We start from the raw sequence: 18,677 nt of genomic DNA, 5'->3' as shown, positions 1-18,677 counted from the left end.
CCCCATTGGACGATTGTGGCGCTGACTCGAACAATGGTCGCTCTCGAGTGGGAGTGACTGTAGTATGATGAAAAATTAACTATCAGTGAGTGGATCAAATCGAGCGATATCATCGGTGAAGCAAAGTTCCATCCGTTGTTTAATTGTGAGACTGTCAGTTGCTTCAATACCCGGGAGCAGTCCGGTCGAGAGATGAAACTGTGATAGTTGTGATGTATCGCTAATCCAAGCAATGCGTGCTGTCTGTGGATCATACTGACCAATAGTGCCGAGGGCTGCTTGGATTGCATGTCGCTCAGAAGGCATCACAAGTGGAAGGTGAGCTTTTGACACTGATGCACTTGTCAATGCATTCGTATATGTTTGCTCAAAATCAAGTTCGCTGACAACATTAGCGGTCGTAATATCTGCTAATCCGATACCTTGCCCGTTACCATGAGTTGTCTCAGTTAATCCAAGTACAACAATTCGACTAATTGCTGGTGTATCAGGGTTATCAGCATTCAGCACTCGATATCGTCCAACAACATTTGTGTCCATTCCTGCACCTGAGATGTCTTTGCCAATTTTTTCGATAATAAGAACATCAAGATCATCAAATGGGAGTGTCGGAAGGTATGATTCCGCACGGGTGAGAAGAGATGTTTCAGCCTCTGGGAGCTTATCTGCTGGAATCCCATCGATATGAGCGGTTTGTTCGTGAAAATTTTCAACGATACCAATACCACCGATCACCCTTACAGTATCACAAATTATCTCAAGAGCACGTTCAATCGTATCGACGTATCCGTTCGTCAGTGCCGTCTCATGAAACGTGCGTGCACCTGCTTGTTTGCCAAGACCAACAGTAAGCATCTTAGATAATCCACTTTCAATGTAACCGGTGAAGTTGGTATGTGGTTTTATCCGATTAATTACGATGATTCCATCTGCATCAATTGCAGACTGTGCAAATGAAATATTGTGACCACGCGTTGTCTCACCTAGGACGGTTGTTTCCATTCCTGCGTCAATCGAGCATCCAAGTGTTTCCTCGTTCAGACCAATTTCTTCAAGTGTCTGTCGCTGTCCTGCTGGTGTTGCCCCACCATGACTGCCCATTGCCGGAATCACAACCGGATTATACCCGCGACTAATGAGTTCATCGATGGTAACTTGAGCAACTGTCTGAATGTCATGAATACCACGACTTCCGAGACCAACAGCGATTGTCCCACCAGCGGGGACAGATGACAGTGGTCCGGAAAGATTATTAACAGCATATTGAGTCGCTTTGATAATATCGCTTTCAACAGGCGTTTCAGGATGGGATTCGACTGTCGCGAAACTCGGTATTTCGCGGGTTGGAAGCGCAGCCTCAACAGTCTCTGCATCAGGAAATGACAGTGTGATATCCTGTGGTTGAGTTTGGTCTGTATCTGACTCCGTATCCATCACTACACGTTAAGATCCGAAATCGAATAAAACCGCGTGCGGATTTGCTATTTATTAAACTTGGCTATAAAATAAGTAACTGATCATGAAGCCAATTCATCGATGTTTCTCACAACGGCATCGGCAAACTCAGAGGTCGCAAGTTTTCTACCGTCCTCAATCTGGCGATGTAGGTCATAGGTGACATCACCGTCGAGAATTGTTTGCTCAACGGCGTCGCGAACGAGTTCGCCAGCGTCTTTCCATCCCATATACTCAAACATAATACGTCCAGAAAGGATAATAGCGGTCGGATTGACTTTGTCCTGACCCGCGTATTTTGGTGCTGAACCATGTACTGGCTCAGCGAGACAAAGTCCATCGCCGAAGTTTCCACCAGGTGCAATTCCGAGTCCGCCAATCTGTGCCCCAGCAGCATCAGACATATAATCACCGTTGAGATTCATTGTTGCAATGACATCATATTGATCAGTCCGGGTAAGTAACTGCTGAAGCATATTATCTGCGATTCGATCTTTGATTAGAAGCGTATCTGCAGGTTGCTCACCATCATATTCATCCCATAATTCATCCTCGGTAATAGTAATATCACCGTATTCTTCTTCAGCAACTTCATATCCCCAATCGCGGAATGCACCCTCTGTGAATTTCATAATATTACCCTTATGTACAAGAGTGACGGAAGGACGATTATTCTCAAGCGCGTAATCGATTGCCTGACGGACTAATCGTTTTGTCCCAAATTCAGTAATTGGCTTAATTCCAATCCCGATTGGTCCATCATGCATTACCTCATCGTAATCCATTTGATTTTCAAGGAAGTCTCGCACCTCATCTGCACCTGCAGTCCCGGCTTCCCATTCGATACCAGCATAGACATCCTCGGTGTTTTCACGGAATGTCACCATATCCATCGCACTGGGATTTTTCACTGGTGACGGGACCCCGCTAAGATGATATGTCGGACGAACGTTCGCGTATAAATCAAGCTCCTGTCGAAGTGCAACATTCAGTGAGCGAAATCCAGCTCCAACAGGCGTCGTGAGTGGTCCTTTAATTGCAATACGATGATCGCGAATTGCTGAAACAGTGTCTTCCGGGAGGTTCTCACCATACCGCTCGCGAGCGGACTCACCAGCATATACTCGAAGCCACTCAATTGAACGACCAGTCGCTTCTGCGGCGGCTTCAAGCACTTGCTGTGCTGCAGGTCCGACGTCCGTTCCAATTCCATCGCCATGAATGATTGGGATGATTGGAGTATCGGGGATATCTAATTCACCGGTCTCCGCGTTGGTGACAGTTATTCTCTCGCCCGCCTCAGGGGCTGTAATCTGCTCGTAGCTCATAGAACGTGCATCTTTTTTTTGAAACCGAGCGTAAATCACTGCCGTTTCGTATCTCTGATCACGTCTTATGCGTCTGCAAGTTGGACACATGTATCTCAGCACTTGATTTATAAAGTCTATAATACACTAGCGACAGCCGACAATGAGTGTATGTAGCCTGATCCAAATGCAGTTGATGTCGTAAGCTGTATGATGCAATAGCCAACTATTAGTATCATATGGCTGAATCAATTCTTGTCTATTCCGACTACGTATGTCCATTCTGTTATCTGGGTCGACGCGCATTGAGTATATACCAAACCGAACGTGAGGATTCTCTTCAGATCGAATGGCACCCGTTTGATCTCCGAGCACAACAGCGACATGCAGATGGATCAATCGATCATGACGCTGCAAATCAAAAAGGTGAGCAGTATTACCAACAGGCGAGAGAGAACGTGAGACAACTTCAGGATCAATATGACGCCACCGAGATGTGTCAAGAATTAGCAACGGATGTCGACTCACGACCCGCACAACTTGTTTCTGTGAATATTCAGCAAGCAGACGCATACTCATATGACTCATGGCTTGCATTCGATACGGCAGTGCTCGCGGCGTTGTGGGAGGACGACCGTGATATTGAGGAAACAGCTGTGCTCACCGATATCGCATCAGAAATTGATGTTGGTATCGATACTGACTGGATAGAGACAATACTTAGTGATAAAGGTCGCTATGATGCGCTTGACGAGCAATTTCGTGCAGCACAAAACGCAGGCATCACCGGTGTCCCCACATTTGTGAATAAAACCGATGGTAATGCCGTACGAGGCGCTGTTCCTCCGGCACAATTGCGTCGCCTCATGGATAACTAAAAATTAAAATCTATACTCAGGCACTAATCATAACTAATATTTTTGATATAAGAGCGGTAGCCGGTTTCACCAGACTCGGAGTTACTTATGTTGATGATTGCCCGTCGCTTGTTATTTGATTCTCCGAAGGGTACACCCTGCATCCAGTCTCGGTGGACACTCACACACGAATTATCGATCTTCCGGCATGCGACTGCACTGTGGTCGTAACTAGCATGTCAACATATCAGTACACGATATCAAAAAAGCTCGAAATTCCCCGTCTTCGTCTGACGGCGCGCATCCACGATGTAAACGGCGCTGGATTGCGCCTATTCAACAATAACTGATATTATCAGCGCCGACCGGGAGTCGTCTCGGAATCGGTGTTCTGAGTGCTTCGGGGAGTTGACCGCTGAGTAGACCTCGATTGCGGTGACTGCTGTGACTGTGTTGGTGGTGCCCGATTTGATTGCGTTCGTGCATTTGTTTTTGATTGTGAACTACGAGACTGTGATTTTGATCGAGAATTACTTGCCATTTGAGCCCCCCGTGAAACAGCATCAACGATGAGTTTGTACACAAGAGTAATCAAACCCGAAATGAGAGAAACAATACCCACAACAGTCAGAATGACACCAAATCCAGAAAGCAATGTCGTGTTTATCCCTCTCAGCGGTAGAGTGAAATTGACACCGACAGCATAGCCAAGTGTACCAGCGAGGATTCCAATTCCAAACGCAGCCGATATACCGCTTATAGCTATTATAAAGATCCCGAAAAGCGTCAGTCGAACAGCATAGCTTAATCCTTCGTTCAAATCAATCCCCTGCATACTAGCAAATACGACTGGCATATCTTAAATACGCGTCAGACATATCAGATATAATAAATATAATACTTATTTGAACTGCTACGGATTAGGTGAGCCAGGGAATCCTTGCTGTGCTGGGTTTAAATCCCATATCAATCTGCAGCAGGAGGTGATTGATCAGGGTGAACCCACTTGGATTCGTTTCGATGTTGTACTGTTTTTTCTGCTGTCACACTGTGGAAACAATCACGTCGCCAATCGTATGCAGTGAGCTGATTGCCATACACACATCCAGTATCAAGACCAATTGCACACTCACGATAAACGGGTGCTGCAAGCGGTGTATGACCGAAAAAGATCCGATCCGACCCATCATACCTTTCCCACCAGAACGGACGGTCATAGCCGGATGAGAGCGATCGAAACGTCTGTAATTCATATGTTGTATGCTCAGAAAGTTCCTTTCGCGGGTCAACACCACCATGGACAACAAGCGTGTCTTGCCATGAAATTCCAACTGGTCGTGATCTAATCCATGAAAGGTCGTCTGATGATAACACTGGAAGCGACTTTTCGCCACGAAGGAGTTTTTCCTCGTTATTACCGCGAATGGTAAACATATTTTCTGCATGTCGAACGTGCTCAAGCACGCCCTTGCTGTCTGGACCCTTTCGAACGAGATCACCGACAAACACAACAAGATCGGTATCAGTCACATCAAGTGTAGAAAGGAGTTGATTGAGTTCATCGTGACAGCCGTGAACATCACCAATAATATAGATGTCATCCCATGCGGTTACATCAAGTCGCTTGTGTTCGACAGTGTCTGCAAACTGTGGCACTGTTATCTTAATTGGCATTTGTCAGTGTGTTTGTTAAACAATTGCTAAGATACATTGTGTGAGATATATAGACATGGGATAGTACGATGATTTATCCGGAACCTCTTTGAGACGCTCACTCAATAATATAGTATGGCTAGCGCCTCGCTTGCGGAAGAAACACGCTCAAAGTATCGGAAAGCTGGACAGGTACTTCAGCAAGTGCTTGATGAAGCTGCAACAAAGGTTGAACCAGGTACCACACATCTTGAAGTGGCTAAATTTGCTGAATCACGGATCAGGGAACTCGCAGATGGATGTGCATTTCCAGCAAACATTAGCGTCAATGAAGAGGCATCCCACGCAACCCCGGGTGCTGATGATGAAGCTGTGTTTGATGATGAACTGGTGTGTCTTGATTGTGGAGTTCACGTTGATGGATATATTGCTGATGCTGCAGTGACAATTGACCTCTCTGGAACACCAACACTCGTTGAAGCTGCTGAAGAGGCACTGGATGCTGCACTTGAGATAATTGCACCAGGTGTCGAAACAAGTACTGTTGGCACAGAAATTGAAGAGGTTATTCGTGGATATGGATACACGCCAGTTTTGAATCTCTCAGGTCATGGCGTTGGACAGTGGGATGCACACACCAGTCCAAATGTTCCAAATCGCGGCACCGAACGTGGGATTGAGTTCGAAGTTGGTGATGTTGTGGCGATTGAGCCATTTGCAACGACTGGTCGAGGAAAGGTCTCAGAGGGGACCAATGCAGAGATTTACAGTCTTGAACATGATCGATCCGTTCGCAATCGAGCAGCAAGACAGGTTCTCCAGCAGGTGACAGACGAATACAAAACATTGCCATTCGCTACACGATGGCTTGAGTCTGATCGTGCAGAAATGGCTGTGCGACGATTGGAACAGCGTGGTGTACTCCATGGATATCCAGTATTAAAAGAAGATGATGGTGAACTCGTTAGTCAAGCAGAACATACCGTTATTATCACCGAAGACGGGTGTGAAGTTATTACAGCATAATCAATGGAGCAAGTGTTTGCTCCCTGGCGCATTGAGTGGGTTGAGCGTGACGAAACAGAGTCAATCGATGGGTGTCCATTCTGCGTTCTTCCTGCTCGTAAGCCAACACGTGATCGTGAAAGCCGGATTGTTGCTCGAAGTCAGCACAGCTTTGTTCTTTTGAATAATTATCCATATAATCCAGGGCATGTAATGGTAATACCGGATCACCACACTGGGTCGTGGGATGCACTGAACGATACCGAGTTACTGGATCATGCGCGGACAAAGACGGCGACAATCAACGCGATTCAGAGTGCGTTTGACCCAGATGGTATCAATACCGGAGAGAATCTTGGCGGTGACGCTGCAGGTGGTTCAATTGATGATCATCTGCATACACACCTTGTACCACGCTGGCGTGGCGATACAAATATGATGCCTATTATTAACGGTACAAAGGTCATTGTCGAAGCATTAGATGATACGTACGACCGGCTTCATGATGCGTTTACCACACTCCAGCCGGCTGTTGATACGTCCCACCAGATGACAGATACGGAGAATAAACAACAGGAGACGAGGAACATGGGCAATAATGCAGATAATACGTCAGCAATGCAGCAGGATGCTGATGCAGAGGCGTCAAATCAAGCAGTCACACTTCGGTTTGATTCTCATGAAATATCCTCGTGATTATCGATTAATTTAGCTTTCTGTGCTTGTCAATCGGGATCAAACCTTATTGCATCCCTTTCGCACAGTTCGTGAATCGTATGTGATGATGTGAACCTCCTCACAACAGACCTACTCAGCCGTCTGCGACGGATTCCTCGCAGCAGGCCTTCCAGGAAGGGGTCCTTCAGATTCTGACCAGATTCAAGATCCGAGAGACTTATTCGCTGTGGGGTGTCCACGACCCGCTTTAGACACTCTCTCTCGAACGGTTTGTTTGAAATTTGAACTGCCTGTCTGAAGTGGCAAAACGACAAGAATGGATGATGTTACGGCCTACGTTATGATTTGAGTGATTTCCACGTTAGACAGCTAATTGTATATCAGACTACAAAATTAATATTATGACTGTCGTATTCCCTCCCTACTCATTCGTTTTACTCACTTCTTGAAGAAGAGGTCTTGTCATCAATCTGTGATAAATGTATATGAGATGACGGCGAACTAATTCGACCGAAGCATCTTAACACATCGCTCCAGTATTTAGTTTAATGAGCGACGACCGCCAGACCGTCGTTCGACGAGTCGGAGCAGTCATCCTTGTCGTAAATCTAGTCCTAGTAATTGCAAAGAGTGGGGTATGGTTAATCACCGGTAGTCTGGCAGTTGGCTCAGAAGCGATTAATAGTCTTACTGATAGCGCATATAGTCTTGTTATCCTAACGGGGTTATATCTCACGACACAGCCACCAGATTTCAAACATCCGCATGGACATGAGCGAATTGAGCCGTTCGTCTCATTATTTGTCGCTGCTGGTATTTTCATTGCTGGAGGTGCCGTGTTATGGAATGCAGCTGAAGCGATTCAAGCAGGGACATATGGTATTAAAACAGATCTCACCGCCGTTGGCGTGCTGATTGGGACCGCGGTCGTAAAATATGGTTTGTATCGATATTGCTGTCATGTCGGAAGCGAGCACCACTCGCCTGCGGTCACCGCTGCTGCTCTTGATAATCGAAACGATATTCTCACCGCGAGTGCAGCGCTCATTGGCGTGCTTGGCTCGTCGATTGGCGCCCCCGTTCTTGATCCGATTGCTGCTATTGTTGTCTCAGTTGGAATCTTTTATACTGGCTATGAAATTGTCCGCGACAATATCAGTTATCTTGTTGGGGCTGCCCCTCCAGAGACGCTTCGACGTGAAATTCTTGAAGAAGCACTGACGCATCCAGATGTTCGTGGCGCACATGATGTTGTTGCTCATTATGTTGGTCCTGAGGTAGATGTGAGCCTTCACATTGAGGTTGAAGGGAATTTAACGCTTACAGAGGCACACAATATTGAGTCTGCAGTTGTTGAATCCGTTGAAGACCTGCGGTCCGTTGATGATGCGTTTGTTCATGTTGACCCTCGTGAACTTGATGAATGGAAAGATGACCCTGATGCTAATCGCCTTGTCAAGGAACCACGAGTTAGCGATGATCGTGGATGAAACGCCAGCGATGTTATCGAAATTTCACAACGAACATTCCGAGGCGATTTATTTCCAGCAGACGTACTGTATTAATGACACCGGTATGATATTTAAGATTGAAAGAATCCCCGAATAGATCAATCATAATAAACATCCGGTGCGTCTTCAAGAATCTCTACACCCGCTGAGGCACCAATTCGTTCAGCCCCAGCATCAAGCATTGACTTCGCTGTTTCATATGAACTAATTCCACCACTTGCCTTTACCGGAAGGTATGATGAAAGAACTTCGACATCTGCAGTTGTCGCACCACCATTAGCGAACCCGGTTGAAGTTTTTATAAAATCAGCATCGGCATCAACAGCGACTTTGCAGGCACGACGTTTCTCATCATCGTTAAGAAGCGTTGTCTCAATAATTACCTTGACAGGAATGGGAACCGCCGCAACAACTTCTGCAATATCATGGGTCACGGTCTCGGTTGCGCTCGTCTTTAGTCGACCAATATTGAGGACAACATCAATTTCATCAGCACCAGCCTGCCATGCAGTCACAGCCTCTTCTCGCTTTGCGATAGAAGCGTGCTGCCCATGTGGAAATCCAATAACACTGACCAGCGTCACACCAGAATCTGTGACCATATCAGTGTCACCTGCAGCATCAAGATAACATGGCGGAATACAGGCATTCATTCCATACGCGGCTGCGTCCGAAAGTACATCAGTAACCTCATCCATGGTCGTTGTTGGTCCGAGAACGGTGTGATCAATCCGTGCTGCAAGCTCCTCGATATTCATACTAATAGCCTACATCCCACTAATAAAAAAACCGACCGGGCATCCACGAAGGCGTATTTAGGCGCCGGAAGATGCCAAAGGACCCCATTGACATCCTCCTCCGGGTTCACGCGGAGGAATCCCGAGCGTTGGGAGTGTCAGGTTTCACGCTCCCACCGAACAACCAGCCAGTGCGAATCTGAAGGGTTGTTCGCGGTCTGAGGCGGGTGCGGGTGGGACTGCTGGCGGTGCCAAGCCGCCGGTACTCCTATTCTCGACCATATACGGCGTCCAAGCGTTATTTTTGCCGCAGGGACGCCGGCAGGCGTTAGCAAACTCGGAGTTACTTTCTGTGGTGTTTTCAAGCAGTCGGGCACAGCATCGGTTCATCATAGGAACCGACCGTTCACCAGACTGGTTCCGATGATTGTCTTATTGCTTGGGGCGGACAGGCCGCCATCGTAGGACTGGCGGGAATCGCTCTGTTTCCAACCGATTCCTGTTTTATTGCGTGATTGCCTGTCAGTTAAATGTATGTATTTTTAAATTTGAATCAAGCGACGACAGTAGGACTTTGGAGGGCGTGACGGCGCGTATCCACGGCCTGAAGACCGTGGTATTGCGCCTGCTCAGCATATAATAAGACGGACTTCACGCATTCCATAGATAGTGTGGGGGTGCATCTCAGTAAGGGAAGCTTACGAGTATATTTAAATTTCAAGAGTAAATCCCTGTTTTCGGACCGAGGAAATGCCAAATGTTCAACCGTGTTTTTGACCCGAATCTTCGATACCGTTTTGTCGCCGGATAGCCCAGTGCGTGGGTATGGTCATTTTTCCTGATGGGTTTGCATTGCCAGCAATTCCATATCTATTGACAATTATATTCGCTAGCGGTGTTGTTGCGTATGCTGCTATTCGTCAGCGTCCAACCGTCACATCATCCCGAGTATTAGCGTTAGCCCCGTGGATGGCGCTTGGTGCAGCGCTTCATGTTCAGTACGTTCTCAATGCACTCCCACCTGCGATACGACCACTTGCTGGAACACCGGCTGTATATGCCATCGTTACTATCGCCGCTATCGGAACATGGGTTAGCCTTGATTTGCTGGTTACATCTGCGTATATCGCTCAAATATTAGCTGGCGTGGGTGCTGTTGCAGCATTGATTGCAATTGCTGGCGTCATTGCAATCAACCCAACATCATTGCGCGTGACTGTATCAATTATTGGTATTGGAGTATCAGTCATTCTCAGCGGTGGTGTCTGGGTTATGCTCACGCGAATCGTCCCAAAGACGCAATTAACAGCACCGATGGGGACATTTGCAGTGTTTGGTCACACGCTAGATGGTGTTTCGACAACCATTGGCATTGACCTGCTTGGATTCGGAGAACGAACACCATTGTCAGCGCTTATCATTGAATTTGCTTCTGGACTTCCAACCGACGCGATTATTGGATCTGGATGGCTATTTGTTGTTGTTAAATTACTGATTGCAAGCGTTGTTGTGTGGGTATTCGCAGACATCGCTGATACCGCCCCGGCGCAGTCAAATATACTCCTTGCTATTATCTCAGCAGTTGGGTTTGGTCCAGGAGTTCATAATCTATTGTTGTTTTCTGTCGCTGGATAGGATGCTATTATCGATATCCGAGCGCTTCAAGTTGGTCCTCAAGTTCTTCAGCGAACTCGTTTGAATATTGCTCGGCAAATTCATCATACTCATCGATTGAGTTGATTGAAATCTCACTCGTTTTATGATCACTTGCCACGGCATCGATTACAGTTGGGGTATCAATCTGTCCCATATCCTCTCGCTCAAACTGCCCTGTTATCAGGGTTTCATATGCATCCTCACCCCATCGTGCTTGCTTTAAAATAGTTCCATCAGAGCGCTGTGAGTAAATAATGTCCGCACGTTTCGTGTATGGATCCGCTGTCTCACAGATTCGGGCTGCCTCGCGTTGCATACCGGCAGGAATCGGCAGTTGAGTCGCTACCGTTACCCCATCTTTAGCACATATTGCGTGTTGTGGGTCAATATCACTGTCATTATTATCTGCGACGACTGACCGGATTAATCGTGGAATTCCAGCTAATTCAGCGAGGTCTGAAATAACTGTTCCGCCAATTGATGCGGTAGATGCTGATGTATTTGTTGTCCGTGGCAGTCGGACAAACAATGGAACATGATATAGTAGTTCGTGCGTACCAATTCGATGACTGATGGCGGGTGGCTCGTTTGAGAGTGCTGTTTCTGCACCAAATGCTTCTCCATGGTCACTTGTGAAAATAATAAGCGTGTTATCAAGTGTCCCCCGATCACGAAGCGTTTCGACGAGTTGCTCAAAGATTGCATCAACTTGTCTAACTGCGCCATAATAAATTGTTTCGAGAAGTTTGGCGAATCCTAATGAGACGTTTCCGCTCAAAAACTCCCAATGCCATTTGAATCCCATCTCGGATTGAATCTGGCGGATACGTTCATCACTCCATATATCATACGCTGGCTGTGGTTCATACGGACGGTGTGTGTCCATCAAATTGAGACATGCAGCCCATGGGGTTGTCTGGTCAGCACTCCAGGACAGTAACTGATCAGCATACCAGAAACCATTTGGCCAATCGCCGAGCGAACCATTTGTCTCATACTTCGTATCAAACGTTTCTGGCGACCCGACAGCTGTGGTAAATGCGTTATCAAGCCCAGTTTGATGATCAATGAGAAATGGGTTGTCGGTGAAAAGTGATGTCTGATACCCATCAGCAGCAAGCTCTTCGAAAATCGTCTGATGAGGCGCAAGTCGTGTATCGATATCGAATTGTGCAGCCGCAGTAGACGATCCAGTGAAAAGACTCGCATGACTTGGTAATGTCCAGTTACTATGACTTCGTGCTTGTGTATATGTCGTCGCTTCAGTACTAAACGCTGAAAGAAATGGCGTCGTCTCACGACGTCCTCCAAATGCAGAAACACTCTTAGCGCGAAGACTATCAGCAATAACAACAAGGACGTTTGGTGTCGTGGACATGCGTTTGATAGCACTGCCCAATATTTATTTACCAGCAAACCCGGTCGACACAAATGTAATATATTTCATACATTATTGTGTTTACATCGCCTCTCTTCTGTCCATCATTACACCAATGAATCGACACAGGTTGTGTGACACATTGAAATCTCGCTGTTCGCTTCAGACAAACTCGGGATATGATACCGCGTGATTAGCCGAACCATCACCATTACCATCACCATCAGCATACATTGCACGCATCACTGAAAGGTCGGCAATCGCCTCGGCACCATCTGGACTTACTGATTTATCGGTGAGTAGGCAATCAGCAAAGTACTCAAATACCGCTGTCATCTCATCATGAAGCGTGAATTGTGTGTGCTCAAACGTTCCTTCAATATCACCTGCGGCGACAGTAAGCGAACACTGACCACGAAATATACCCTGGAGATCAAGACTCCCCTGGGTGCCAATGATTTTCATTCCACTTCCGTGTTGACCTCGCTGTGTCGTATTAGCAACCAATTGCACACCGTCTGGAAAGCTGAGAATCGCAGCAGCTCGATCATCAGGGACAGCCTCAAATCCTGGCGTATCTGCGAGTGTGACAGCACTCACAGCGATTGGATCTGCATCAAGGAGAAACCGAGCGGTATTAATCGTGTATACACCGAGATCCATGATCGCGGTTCCATATCCTGTTTGTGCGGGATCTAATCGCCACTGGTTGGTGTCAGGATGCATCTTGAGTAGTGGCTGTGTATGATGTGACTGTATAACCGTGACATCGCCAATATCACCCTGATCAATTAATTCTCGGGCGTATCTGACAAGTGGATGCATCTGCACACGGTAGGCAATCATCAATGGGACATTTGCCTGTTGACAATGGGTTCGGAGTTTATTTCCACGCTCAACGTTCGCCTCAATCGGCTTTTCACATAGCACTGCTTTCTCTTGAGCAGCCGCAATCCTAGCATATGGTAAGTGTGCAGCGTTTGGTGTTGCGATGTACACCGCATCATATAGATCGGTATCGATGATGTTGTTGTTGGCTGGTTTATCGGATTCATTTCCTGATGATGATGATGTTGAGCCGATGAGATTGTGTTGTTCACCGGTGTCAGTCTCAAGAGAAAGAAACTGCTCACTCGTCATAGTGGTATCAGCACCATATCGACGGGCTAACTCCTGAGTATCCGTGTTGATGTTCTCCTCAGCAACAAGCGTCGTCACTGTTGCATTATCTGCCGCGGTGAGTGCTGGTAGTGCCATTTCTGTTGCCCACCAACCGAGCCCGATAACTGCATATCGAACTGTTTCCGTAGTCTCGATCTGTCGCGTGTGCGACTCAATCGCTGACAGCGTTGAGCGGACCATCTTTCGATAATTAACGCAGCGAAATAATATACTCACTGGTGAGGTGATATACACGTATCTGCTAAAATGACGTTATTATTAGTTGAACAGGCGCAATACGATGCCGTTTAACATCTGTCTCTTACCCACAACTCGAGTCAGGATTTTAGCGGAACGGGATCGGGATCGGCGAGCATGACTGAAATTCTCGGTATCTACAGTTCCAGCATCTCTTTGGAATAATTGTAGTGGCGTTGATTACCGGCGTTCTGTCACCCCCACAGCCGATATCACTGTCTGAATCGCTTCTCGCCTCGATTTTTTGCGTTCAAAATATCTCTGAGAGCGTCTGAAATGTCCGGTTACGACTCCACGAACTTATGGGTAAAAGACAGCGTTTAACATGTGGATGCGCGCCGTCAAACGGGAACGGGGACGGGAAAATTTTCGAGCTTTCTTGTTCTACAATATCGTGCACTGATATGTCGACACGCTGGTTACGATCCCAGTGCAACCGCATACTCGACAATTAGTGCTTCGAGTGTGAGTGTCCACCGAGACTGGACACAGGATGTGCCCTTCGGGGAATCAAATAACAGGCGACGAGCAATCATCAAGATAAGTAACTCTGAATCTGGTGAATCCGAGTGCCGACCACTGACCACCGCTCCTGTGGGGAAACTAACACAGGAACGCGTTCTCGGCTGAGGATAGGAGTACCAGGGGATAAGATGTGGCACTCTCAAGAGGCTGTCCCTTGTCTGACTGCACATCGATTCACACGATGTGTCGGCTTGGCAGTCTATGAACCTGCAGCTAAAATTCCCAACTCAGCGGTGCGGTACCGTGGGAGTCCCGTAGTGCTTCTAAAAACTTATTGAAGAATTCAATTCAAAATCTTGTCGTAGAGTAGCTGCTAATACTGTTGCGTAGGACCGATGGTTCAAAATGCTTCACGGAGTATTGCAAGACGCGGGAGGATGTCAATTTTCACTCAGTGTGGATATATATCCAATAACAACGAAGGAAAGCAACCACAGGGATCACGTGGTTTTTCACTGCAACGCGAGAGTCAGTGTATATGCCGAAACAACCACATCTTCTGATCGAGTCTGGTGACATCAACGAGATCGCACTGATCCCTGGAGATCCTGGTCGGGTCAATCGAATTGCCGAACACTGTGAGAATGTCAGATCAGTCGCCGAAAACCGTGAATATACGATTGTCAATGCGACATATAACGATGTTCCAGTAACAATTTGCTCGACAGGAATCGGTGGACCATCAGCTGCGATTGCTGTTGAGGAACTAGCCCGTGTTGGTGTTGAAACGGTCATTCGCGTTGGAACAATCGGAGCGCTACAGTCAGATATCGAGATTGGCGATATGATTGTCGCAACCGCTGCCGCCAAAGAAGAAGGGACCTCAAAGCGATACGAAGACCCAGTGCTTCCAGCAGTCCCTCATTTTGACACCGTCCGCGCACTCACTGATGCAGCAGAGGAACATACTGACGCTGTTCCTGTCCACGTTGGACCAATCGTCACCGATGATGCATTCTATAATGAAACGGATACATATGTTGAGGCATGGGAGGAAGCAAATCTTCTTGCCATTGAAATGGAAGCAGCAGCGGTCTTTACAATAGCACGTCGGCACGGACTTGCAGCAGGGGCGATTTGCACTGTCGATGGTAATCTTGTCACTGGGACACAGAAAGGGGCCGACTCTGAGACAGAACTTCCAATGAAAGCGCAAAATAATGTCGAGCGAGCAATTGAAATCACACTTACGGCTGTTGTCGATATATATACATAAACGGTATTGAAAATAAGAATAAAAATAGCGTGTGAACCCTGGTTTCGTTCTCTCATCATGCCCTCAATCGCCTATTTTATGAGAAGTGCACGTAAGCAACTGACAATCGTATATGCTCGGATTCGACGATTCGGACGTCGTGAAGTGAGCGCCCTTCAGCGGTGGCTTCAGTATACTGATAATTTACTCCATGTATCAGTTGTTTTATTAATTCCGATTCTTATTGCATTTGTAACATATATCTCAAATCAGTTACCGATACTCTCGTTTTTATTATTTCCACCACTCGCTGCAGGGACCTATACGTTATTTTCGGACCCCGAAGGTCGTTATGCAAGCCCTGTACGATTTGTTAGTAGTCTCAGCGTTGGGGCGTTGTGTGGGTTGATTGCCGCAGTCATTACCCAAGTCATTTACGGAGAATCGAGGAGAAAGCCTCGCGCTTCAGCGCGGGGAGGATGTCAAAACGGAAGTGGTGGAGCGATCGTACGACCAGAAAGTGCTGCACTCGCCATTTTCTTAACCGGAATAATCACGTGGCTTGCGCGGATTGAAGCGCCCTCAGCGTTTTCGACAGTGCTATTAACGCTCATTACAGGAGAGGTTGACCCAGTTGTATATGTACTGAGCATTATGTTCGCATCGATACTCATTGCGCTAGTTTTTGTTATCTGGCGAAACGAATTTTATGAACAACGTGCGCAGTATCTCTATGAAACTGTCCAAGCGGACAATCACGTACTCATTCCAGTGCGAGGAGATGATAATAAACAAACTGCACTCTTTGGATCTCAACTCGCTGCTGCACACGAAACTGGGAAAGTAGTCCTTCTTGATATTGTCTCAGGAGGTGATTCGGGATCCGACGCAGCAACAATCAATAACGATAGCACTGAGATGCAGCACCAAAGTAAACAGGAGAATGCTCAGCGGTAGCGCCAGACGTCAATCGATGCCACCGAATCATCGTTCAATATAATTCAATCAGATATGAGAGATAACAATAATATCGAATCAGATGTCACGACCGAAATAGATGATCTAAAGCCGAGCAGAGAAAACATAAATATTGGCGCACACCGAGCAGAGTGATATAAAGGACGTATTTGAAACAAAGCAGGCGGCTGAGACAGTCGACTGTCTAAAGCAATATGTAAGAATGATTGAAACGCAGGTGGGCGTTCCCTGCGACATGGTCGTTGCAACTGGCGACCCAGTATCAGCAACCACACGGAACGTCGAAACCGCTAATTGTGACCTTGTTGTCACGTCATATGAGGAGGATAATGGTCATCTCTCGGCATATGTCCAAGGTATATTCAATCAGCCAGTCGATACAATATCGTTCCGATCAGAGACAGCAGTGATGAATTGGCAGCGGATACTGGTGCTTGTCGTTCGGGATGGAGATACTGCACATGGAATGATTGATTTTGCAACACGACTCGCTGGTAATGGAGGGATGGTGTCAGTGACAACATGCATCTCAGATGAAACCGAACGTCGCCGTGCTGAGACACGACTTGATCAAGTAATTGAAACTGTTACTGTAGATGTAGATATTGAGACGCGCGTCGCGCGCTCCTCGGTAGAGGAATTTATCTCAGCAAACGCTGATAGTTATAATCTCGTTGTTCTTGGGTCAAGTGGCGACCGATCAGTTGCATCTCGATTTATTTCACCACCAACATTTGAACGTATCAGTAAAATTGAGACCGACGTTGCAGTATTCGACCCTGGTCGGGAGTAGGTTTACAGGCGGTATAAGACGACTACCACAGGACTTGAACCCTGGGTGAGTTCACTCTGCGAGAACGATAATGTAAATAAGATAATCAATAAAACGTAAACGCTTCGGGAATAATACTACAGTATCATATGCCCACAACAGAGCCCAATAGCGAGTCGAATGAGTTCAATACTGTCGAGGATGATGCTGATAGAAAGACCATCTCAATTACATGGCGATTATTCGCCGATGTTGCCGAGATTGCGGGGACGCGTGAGAAATCAATTGATATACACACGAACGCTACCATTGAGGATGCAATTGATGAGCTTCTTAATGACCGACCTGCATTGGCTAATCGCGTTCTTCTCGATGCAGGAATGAAAACAGAGACAGAACTTGCGACTGAAATAAATCTCCTACGGAACGGGTCTGATGCGAACCGTGATGATCAGCTGACAGATGGTGATGAACTCGCGTTGTTCCCCCCAGTGACCGGTGGATGAACTATGAACACAGACATATCACACAAATATTATATCGGAGAAAATCAAGATGTCGACAGATTCAGAACAGATATACGACAAGTATAACGGATGTGATGAGCGCGGGTTGTCCACAGTGATATTCGTTTATTCCTGTGGTCGAGGTCGTGCAACAAAAAGTGTCTGAACAATGCTGAATGGATCATATACAGATTGGTGACACTGGCAGTAGACATCATTTTCAGCATTGAATTTCGCAGATCCCTCGCTTTTGTATTGTGGAACACAACAAAAGTGTGTACACTTATTCAGCCAAGCGACAAATCCTTCATCAGTTGATGCTTCAAGCCACGCATCCTGACCAGTGGCTTCCTCGATTTCTTTCGATTTAATTACCTGAATCGGGATGATATTTTCAGCATCCTCAGACCGCCACCGTCCAGTCGCTGGCTTTCCAAGCCCGGCACGGCCGATGCCGTTGGACCATGACTCATAGTCGGTGAAATCATCAACATGAAGCTTATCGCCTTCAGAGTAAGTCTCACTCATCCAGTCATACCCAGGATTTGAACCGACACGGAAGTAATTATCAGAGTCATACTGTGGGTTAATACCAGCATAGGATTCAACACCACAGTATTGGAACCATTCTGTTGAGTACGTCACACCAGATCCTTTGAAGTCGTCAGTCTCAGCAATCTGGATACTAATCCCCCCCTGTTTTTCTGTTTTAATTTCAGGCCAAACACCTTTCAAAAATCCCTCAGAATCGACTTCAATCGGAATTTGAGGCATCCCACGAGGTGCTGGACCATCAGTATTCTCAATTGCATACGCCTGCGTCGTCCCTCCACCAGCACCTGGCGATGTTGTTGCAGAATTAACTGCGGCAGCCCCTGTCGCGCCAACGCCAGCGAGCGCCGCTCCACCGACAACGCCCTTCACGAATCGACGACGACCGGAATCTGCTGGGTATTTATCACGCTCACTCATAATTTGAACTTCGCTCCACTGGTAAAAAGCGTAACGAAACAACCGATTGCTGAGTAGACACCAAACTCATAAC

The 18,677-nt window shown here is 46.8% G+C and carries 15 protein-coding genes and 2 pseudogenes; 8 read left to right on the top strand and 9 right to left on the bottom strand.

All coding sequences use genetic code 11. The features are described 5' to 3' along the window. Positions 1 to 75 precede the first annotated feature (75 nt). Entirely contained in the window at positions 76 to 1,434 is a 1,359-nt protein-coding gene (locus HQRW_RS12425) for a nickel pincer cofactor-dependent isomerase, group 22 (RefSeq protein WP_014556872.1), read from the bottom strand. An 83-nt stretch (positions 1,435 to 1,517) separates the two neighbouring features. Continuing rightward, positions 1,518 to 2,783 carry an isocitrate dehydrogenase (NADP(+)) gene (gene icd / locus HQRW_RS12420; RefSeq protein WP_014556871.1) on the bottom strand — a complete coding sequence of 422 codons (1,266 nt, stop codon included), beginning with the start codon at positions 2,781 to 2,783 and terminating at the stop codon, positions 1,518 to 1,520. 218 nt (positions 2,784 to 3,001) lie between these two features. On the opposite strand from icd, the gene HQRW_RS12415 reads away from it, so the two are divergent. Further along, on the top strand, positions 3,002 to 3,640 hold the full coding sequence (locus tag HQRW_RS12415) for a DsbA family oxidoreductase (protein ID WP_014556870.1): 639 nt from the start codon (positions 3,002 to 3,004) through the stop codon (positions 3,638 to 3,640). A 334-nt stretch (positions 3,641 to 3,974) separates the two neighbouring features. Here HQRW_RS12415 and HQRW_RS12410 read toward each other — a convergent pair whose 3' ends face one another. Then, a complete protein-coding gene (locus tag HQRW_RS12410) occupies positions 3,975 to 4,475 on the bottom strand; it encodes a hypothetical protein (protein WP_014556869.1) in 501 nt (166 codons plus the stop codon). Between the two features lie 110 nt (positions 4,476 to 4,585). Continuing rightward, positions 4,586 to 5,293: a metallophosphoesterase gene (locus HQRW_RS12405; protein WP_197535315.1), complete on the bottom strand. Its 708-nt coding sequence runs from the start codon at positions 5,291 to 5,293 to the stop codon at positions 4,586 to 4,588. A gap of 114 nt (positions 5,294 to 5,407) precedes the next feature. Between HQRW_RS12405 and map the strand changes: the two genes are divergently transcribed. The 3 genes and pseudogenes from map to HQRW_RS12390 all read left to right on the top strand — a co-directional run bounded on the left by map (position 5,408) and on the right by HQRW_RS12390 (position 8,445). Next, positions 5,408 to 6,298: a type II methionyl aminopeptidase gene (gene map / locus HQRW_RS12400; RefSeq protein ID WP_014556867.1), complete on the top strand. Its 891-nt coding sequence runs from the start codon at positions 5,408 to 5,410 to the stop codon at positions 6,296 to 6,298. A 3-nt stretch (positions 6,299 to 6,301) separates the two neighbouring features. Continuing rightward, positions 6,302 to 6,811, top strand: a pseudogene (locus HQRW_RS12395) (HIT family protein); the annotation flags it as partial. A gap of 692 nt (positions 6,812 to 7,503) precedes the next feature. Continuing rightward, positions 7,504 to 8,445, top strand: a complete 942-nt coding sequence (locus tag HQRW_RS12390) for a cation diffusion facilitator family transporter (protein WP_011572411.1) — start codon at positions 7,504 to 7,506, stop codon at positions 8,443 to 8,445. 119 nt (positions 8,446 to 8,564) lie between these two features. Here the strand turns inward: HQRW_RS12390 and deoC are convergent, their stop codons facing one another. Beyond that, a complete protein-coding gene (gene deoC, locus HQRW_RS12385; RefSeq protein ID WP_014556865.1) occupies positions 8,565 to 9,224 on the bottom strand; it encodes a deoxyribose-phosphate aldolase in 660 nt (219 codons plus the stop codon). Between the two features lie 804 nt (positions 9,225 to 10,028). Here deoC and HQRW_RS12380 point away from each other — a divergent pair. After that, positions 10,029 to 10,838: a DUF63 family protein gene (locus tag HQRW_RS12380; protein ID WP_014556864.1), complete on the top strand. Its 810-nt coding sequence runs from the start codon at positions 10,029 to 10,031 to the stop codon at positions 10,836 to 10,838. Positions 10,839 to 10,845: 7 nt separating this feature from the next. On the opposite strand, the gene HQRW_RS12375 is transcribed toward HQRW_RS12380, so the two are convergent. The 3 genes from HQRW_RS12375 to HQRW_RS15940 all read right to left on the bottom strand — a co-directional run bounded on the left by HQRW_RS12375 (position 10,846) and on the right by HQRW_RS15940 (position 14,243). After that, positions 10,846 to 12,237 carry a sulfatase-like hydrolase/transferase gene (locus HQRW_RS12375; protein WP_014556863.1) on the bottom strand — a complete coding sequence of 464 codons (1,392 nt, stop codon included), beginning with the start codon at positions 12,235 to 12,237 and terminating at the stop codon, positions 10,846 to 10,848. Positions 12,238 to 12,399: 162 nt separating this feature from the next. Next, a complete protein-coding gene (locus HQRW_RS12370; protein WP_014556862.1) occupies positions 12,400 to 13,599 on the bottom strand; it encodes a Gfo/Idh/MocA family protein in 1,200 nt (399 codons plus the stop codon). Between the two features lie 476 nt (positions 13,600 to 14,075). After that, positions 14,076 to 14,243, bottom strand: coding sequence for a hypothetical protein (locus HQRW_RS15940; RefSeq protein WP_158307764.1), 168 nt, complete (start codon positions 14,241 to 14,243; stop codon positions 14,076 to 14,078). Between the two features lie 416 nt (positions 14,244 to 14,659). Between HQRW_RS15940 and HQRW_RS12360 the strand changes: the two genes are divergently transcribed. The 3 genes and pseudogenes from HQRW_RS12360 (at position 14,660) to HQRW_RS12350 (ending at position 17,632) form a co-directional block, all read left to right on the top strand. Continuing rightward, positions 14,660 to 15,397 carry a nucleoside phosphorylase gene (locus HQRW_RS12360; protein WP_014556861.1) on the top strand — a complete coding sequence of 246 codons (738 nt, stop codon included), beginning with the start codon at positions 14,660 to 14,662 and terminating at the stop codon, positions 15,395 to 15,397. A gap of 57 nt (positions 15,398 to 15,454) precedes the next feature. Further along, a pseudogene (locus tag HQRW_RS12355) lies at positions 15,455 to 17,147 on the top strand (HPP family protein). A gap of 128 nt (positions 17,148 to 17,275) precedes the next feature. Next, positions 17,276 to 17,632: a ubiquitin-like small modifier protein 1 gene (locus tag HQRW_RS12350; protein ID WP_014556859.1), complete on the top strand. Its 357-nt coding sequence runs from the start codon at positions 17,276 to 17,278 to the stop codon at positions 17,630 to 17,632. Between the two features lie 126 nt (positions 17,633 to 17,758). Here the strand turns inward: HQRW_RS12350 and HQRW_RS12345 are convergent, their stop codons facing one another. Beyond that, a complete protein-coding gene (locus HQRW_RS12345; RefSeq protein ID WP_014556858.1) occupies positions 17,759 to 18,604 on the bottom strand; it encodes a Rieske (2Fe-2S) protein in 846 nt (281 codons plus the stop codon). Positions 18,605 to 18,677: the final 73 nt, after the last annotated feature.

The sequence above is a fragment of the Haloquadratum walsbyi C23 genome, assembly GCF_000237865.1.
In the GTDB taxonomy this organism is placed as follows: domain Archaea; phylum Halobacteriota; class Halobacteria; order Halobacteriales; family Haloferacaceae; genus Haloquadratum; species Haloquadratum walsbyi.
The sequence above is the reverse complement of the archived record's forward strand: the minus strand, read 5'-3'. Positions and strand labels throughout refer to the sequence as shown.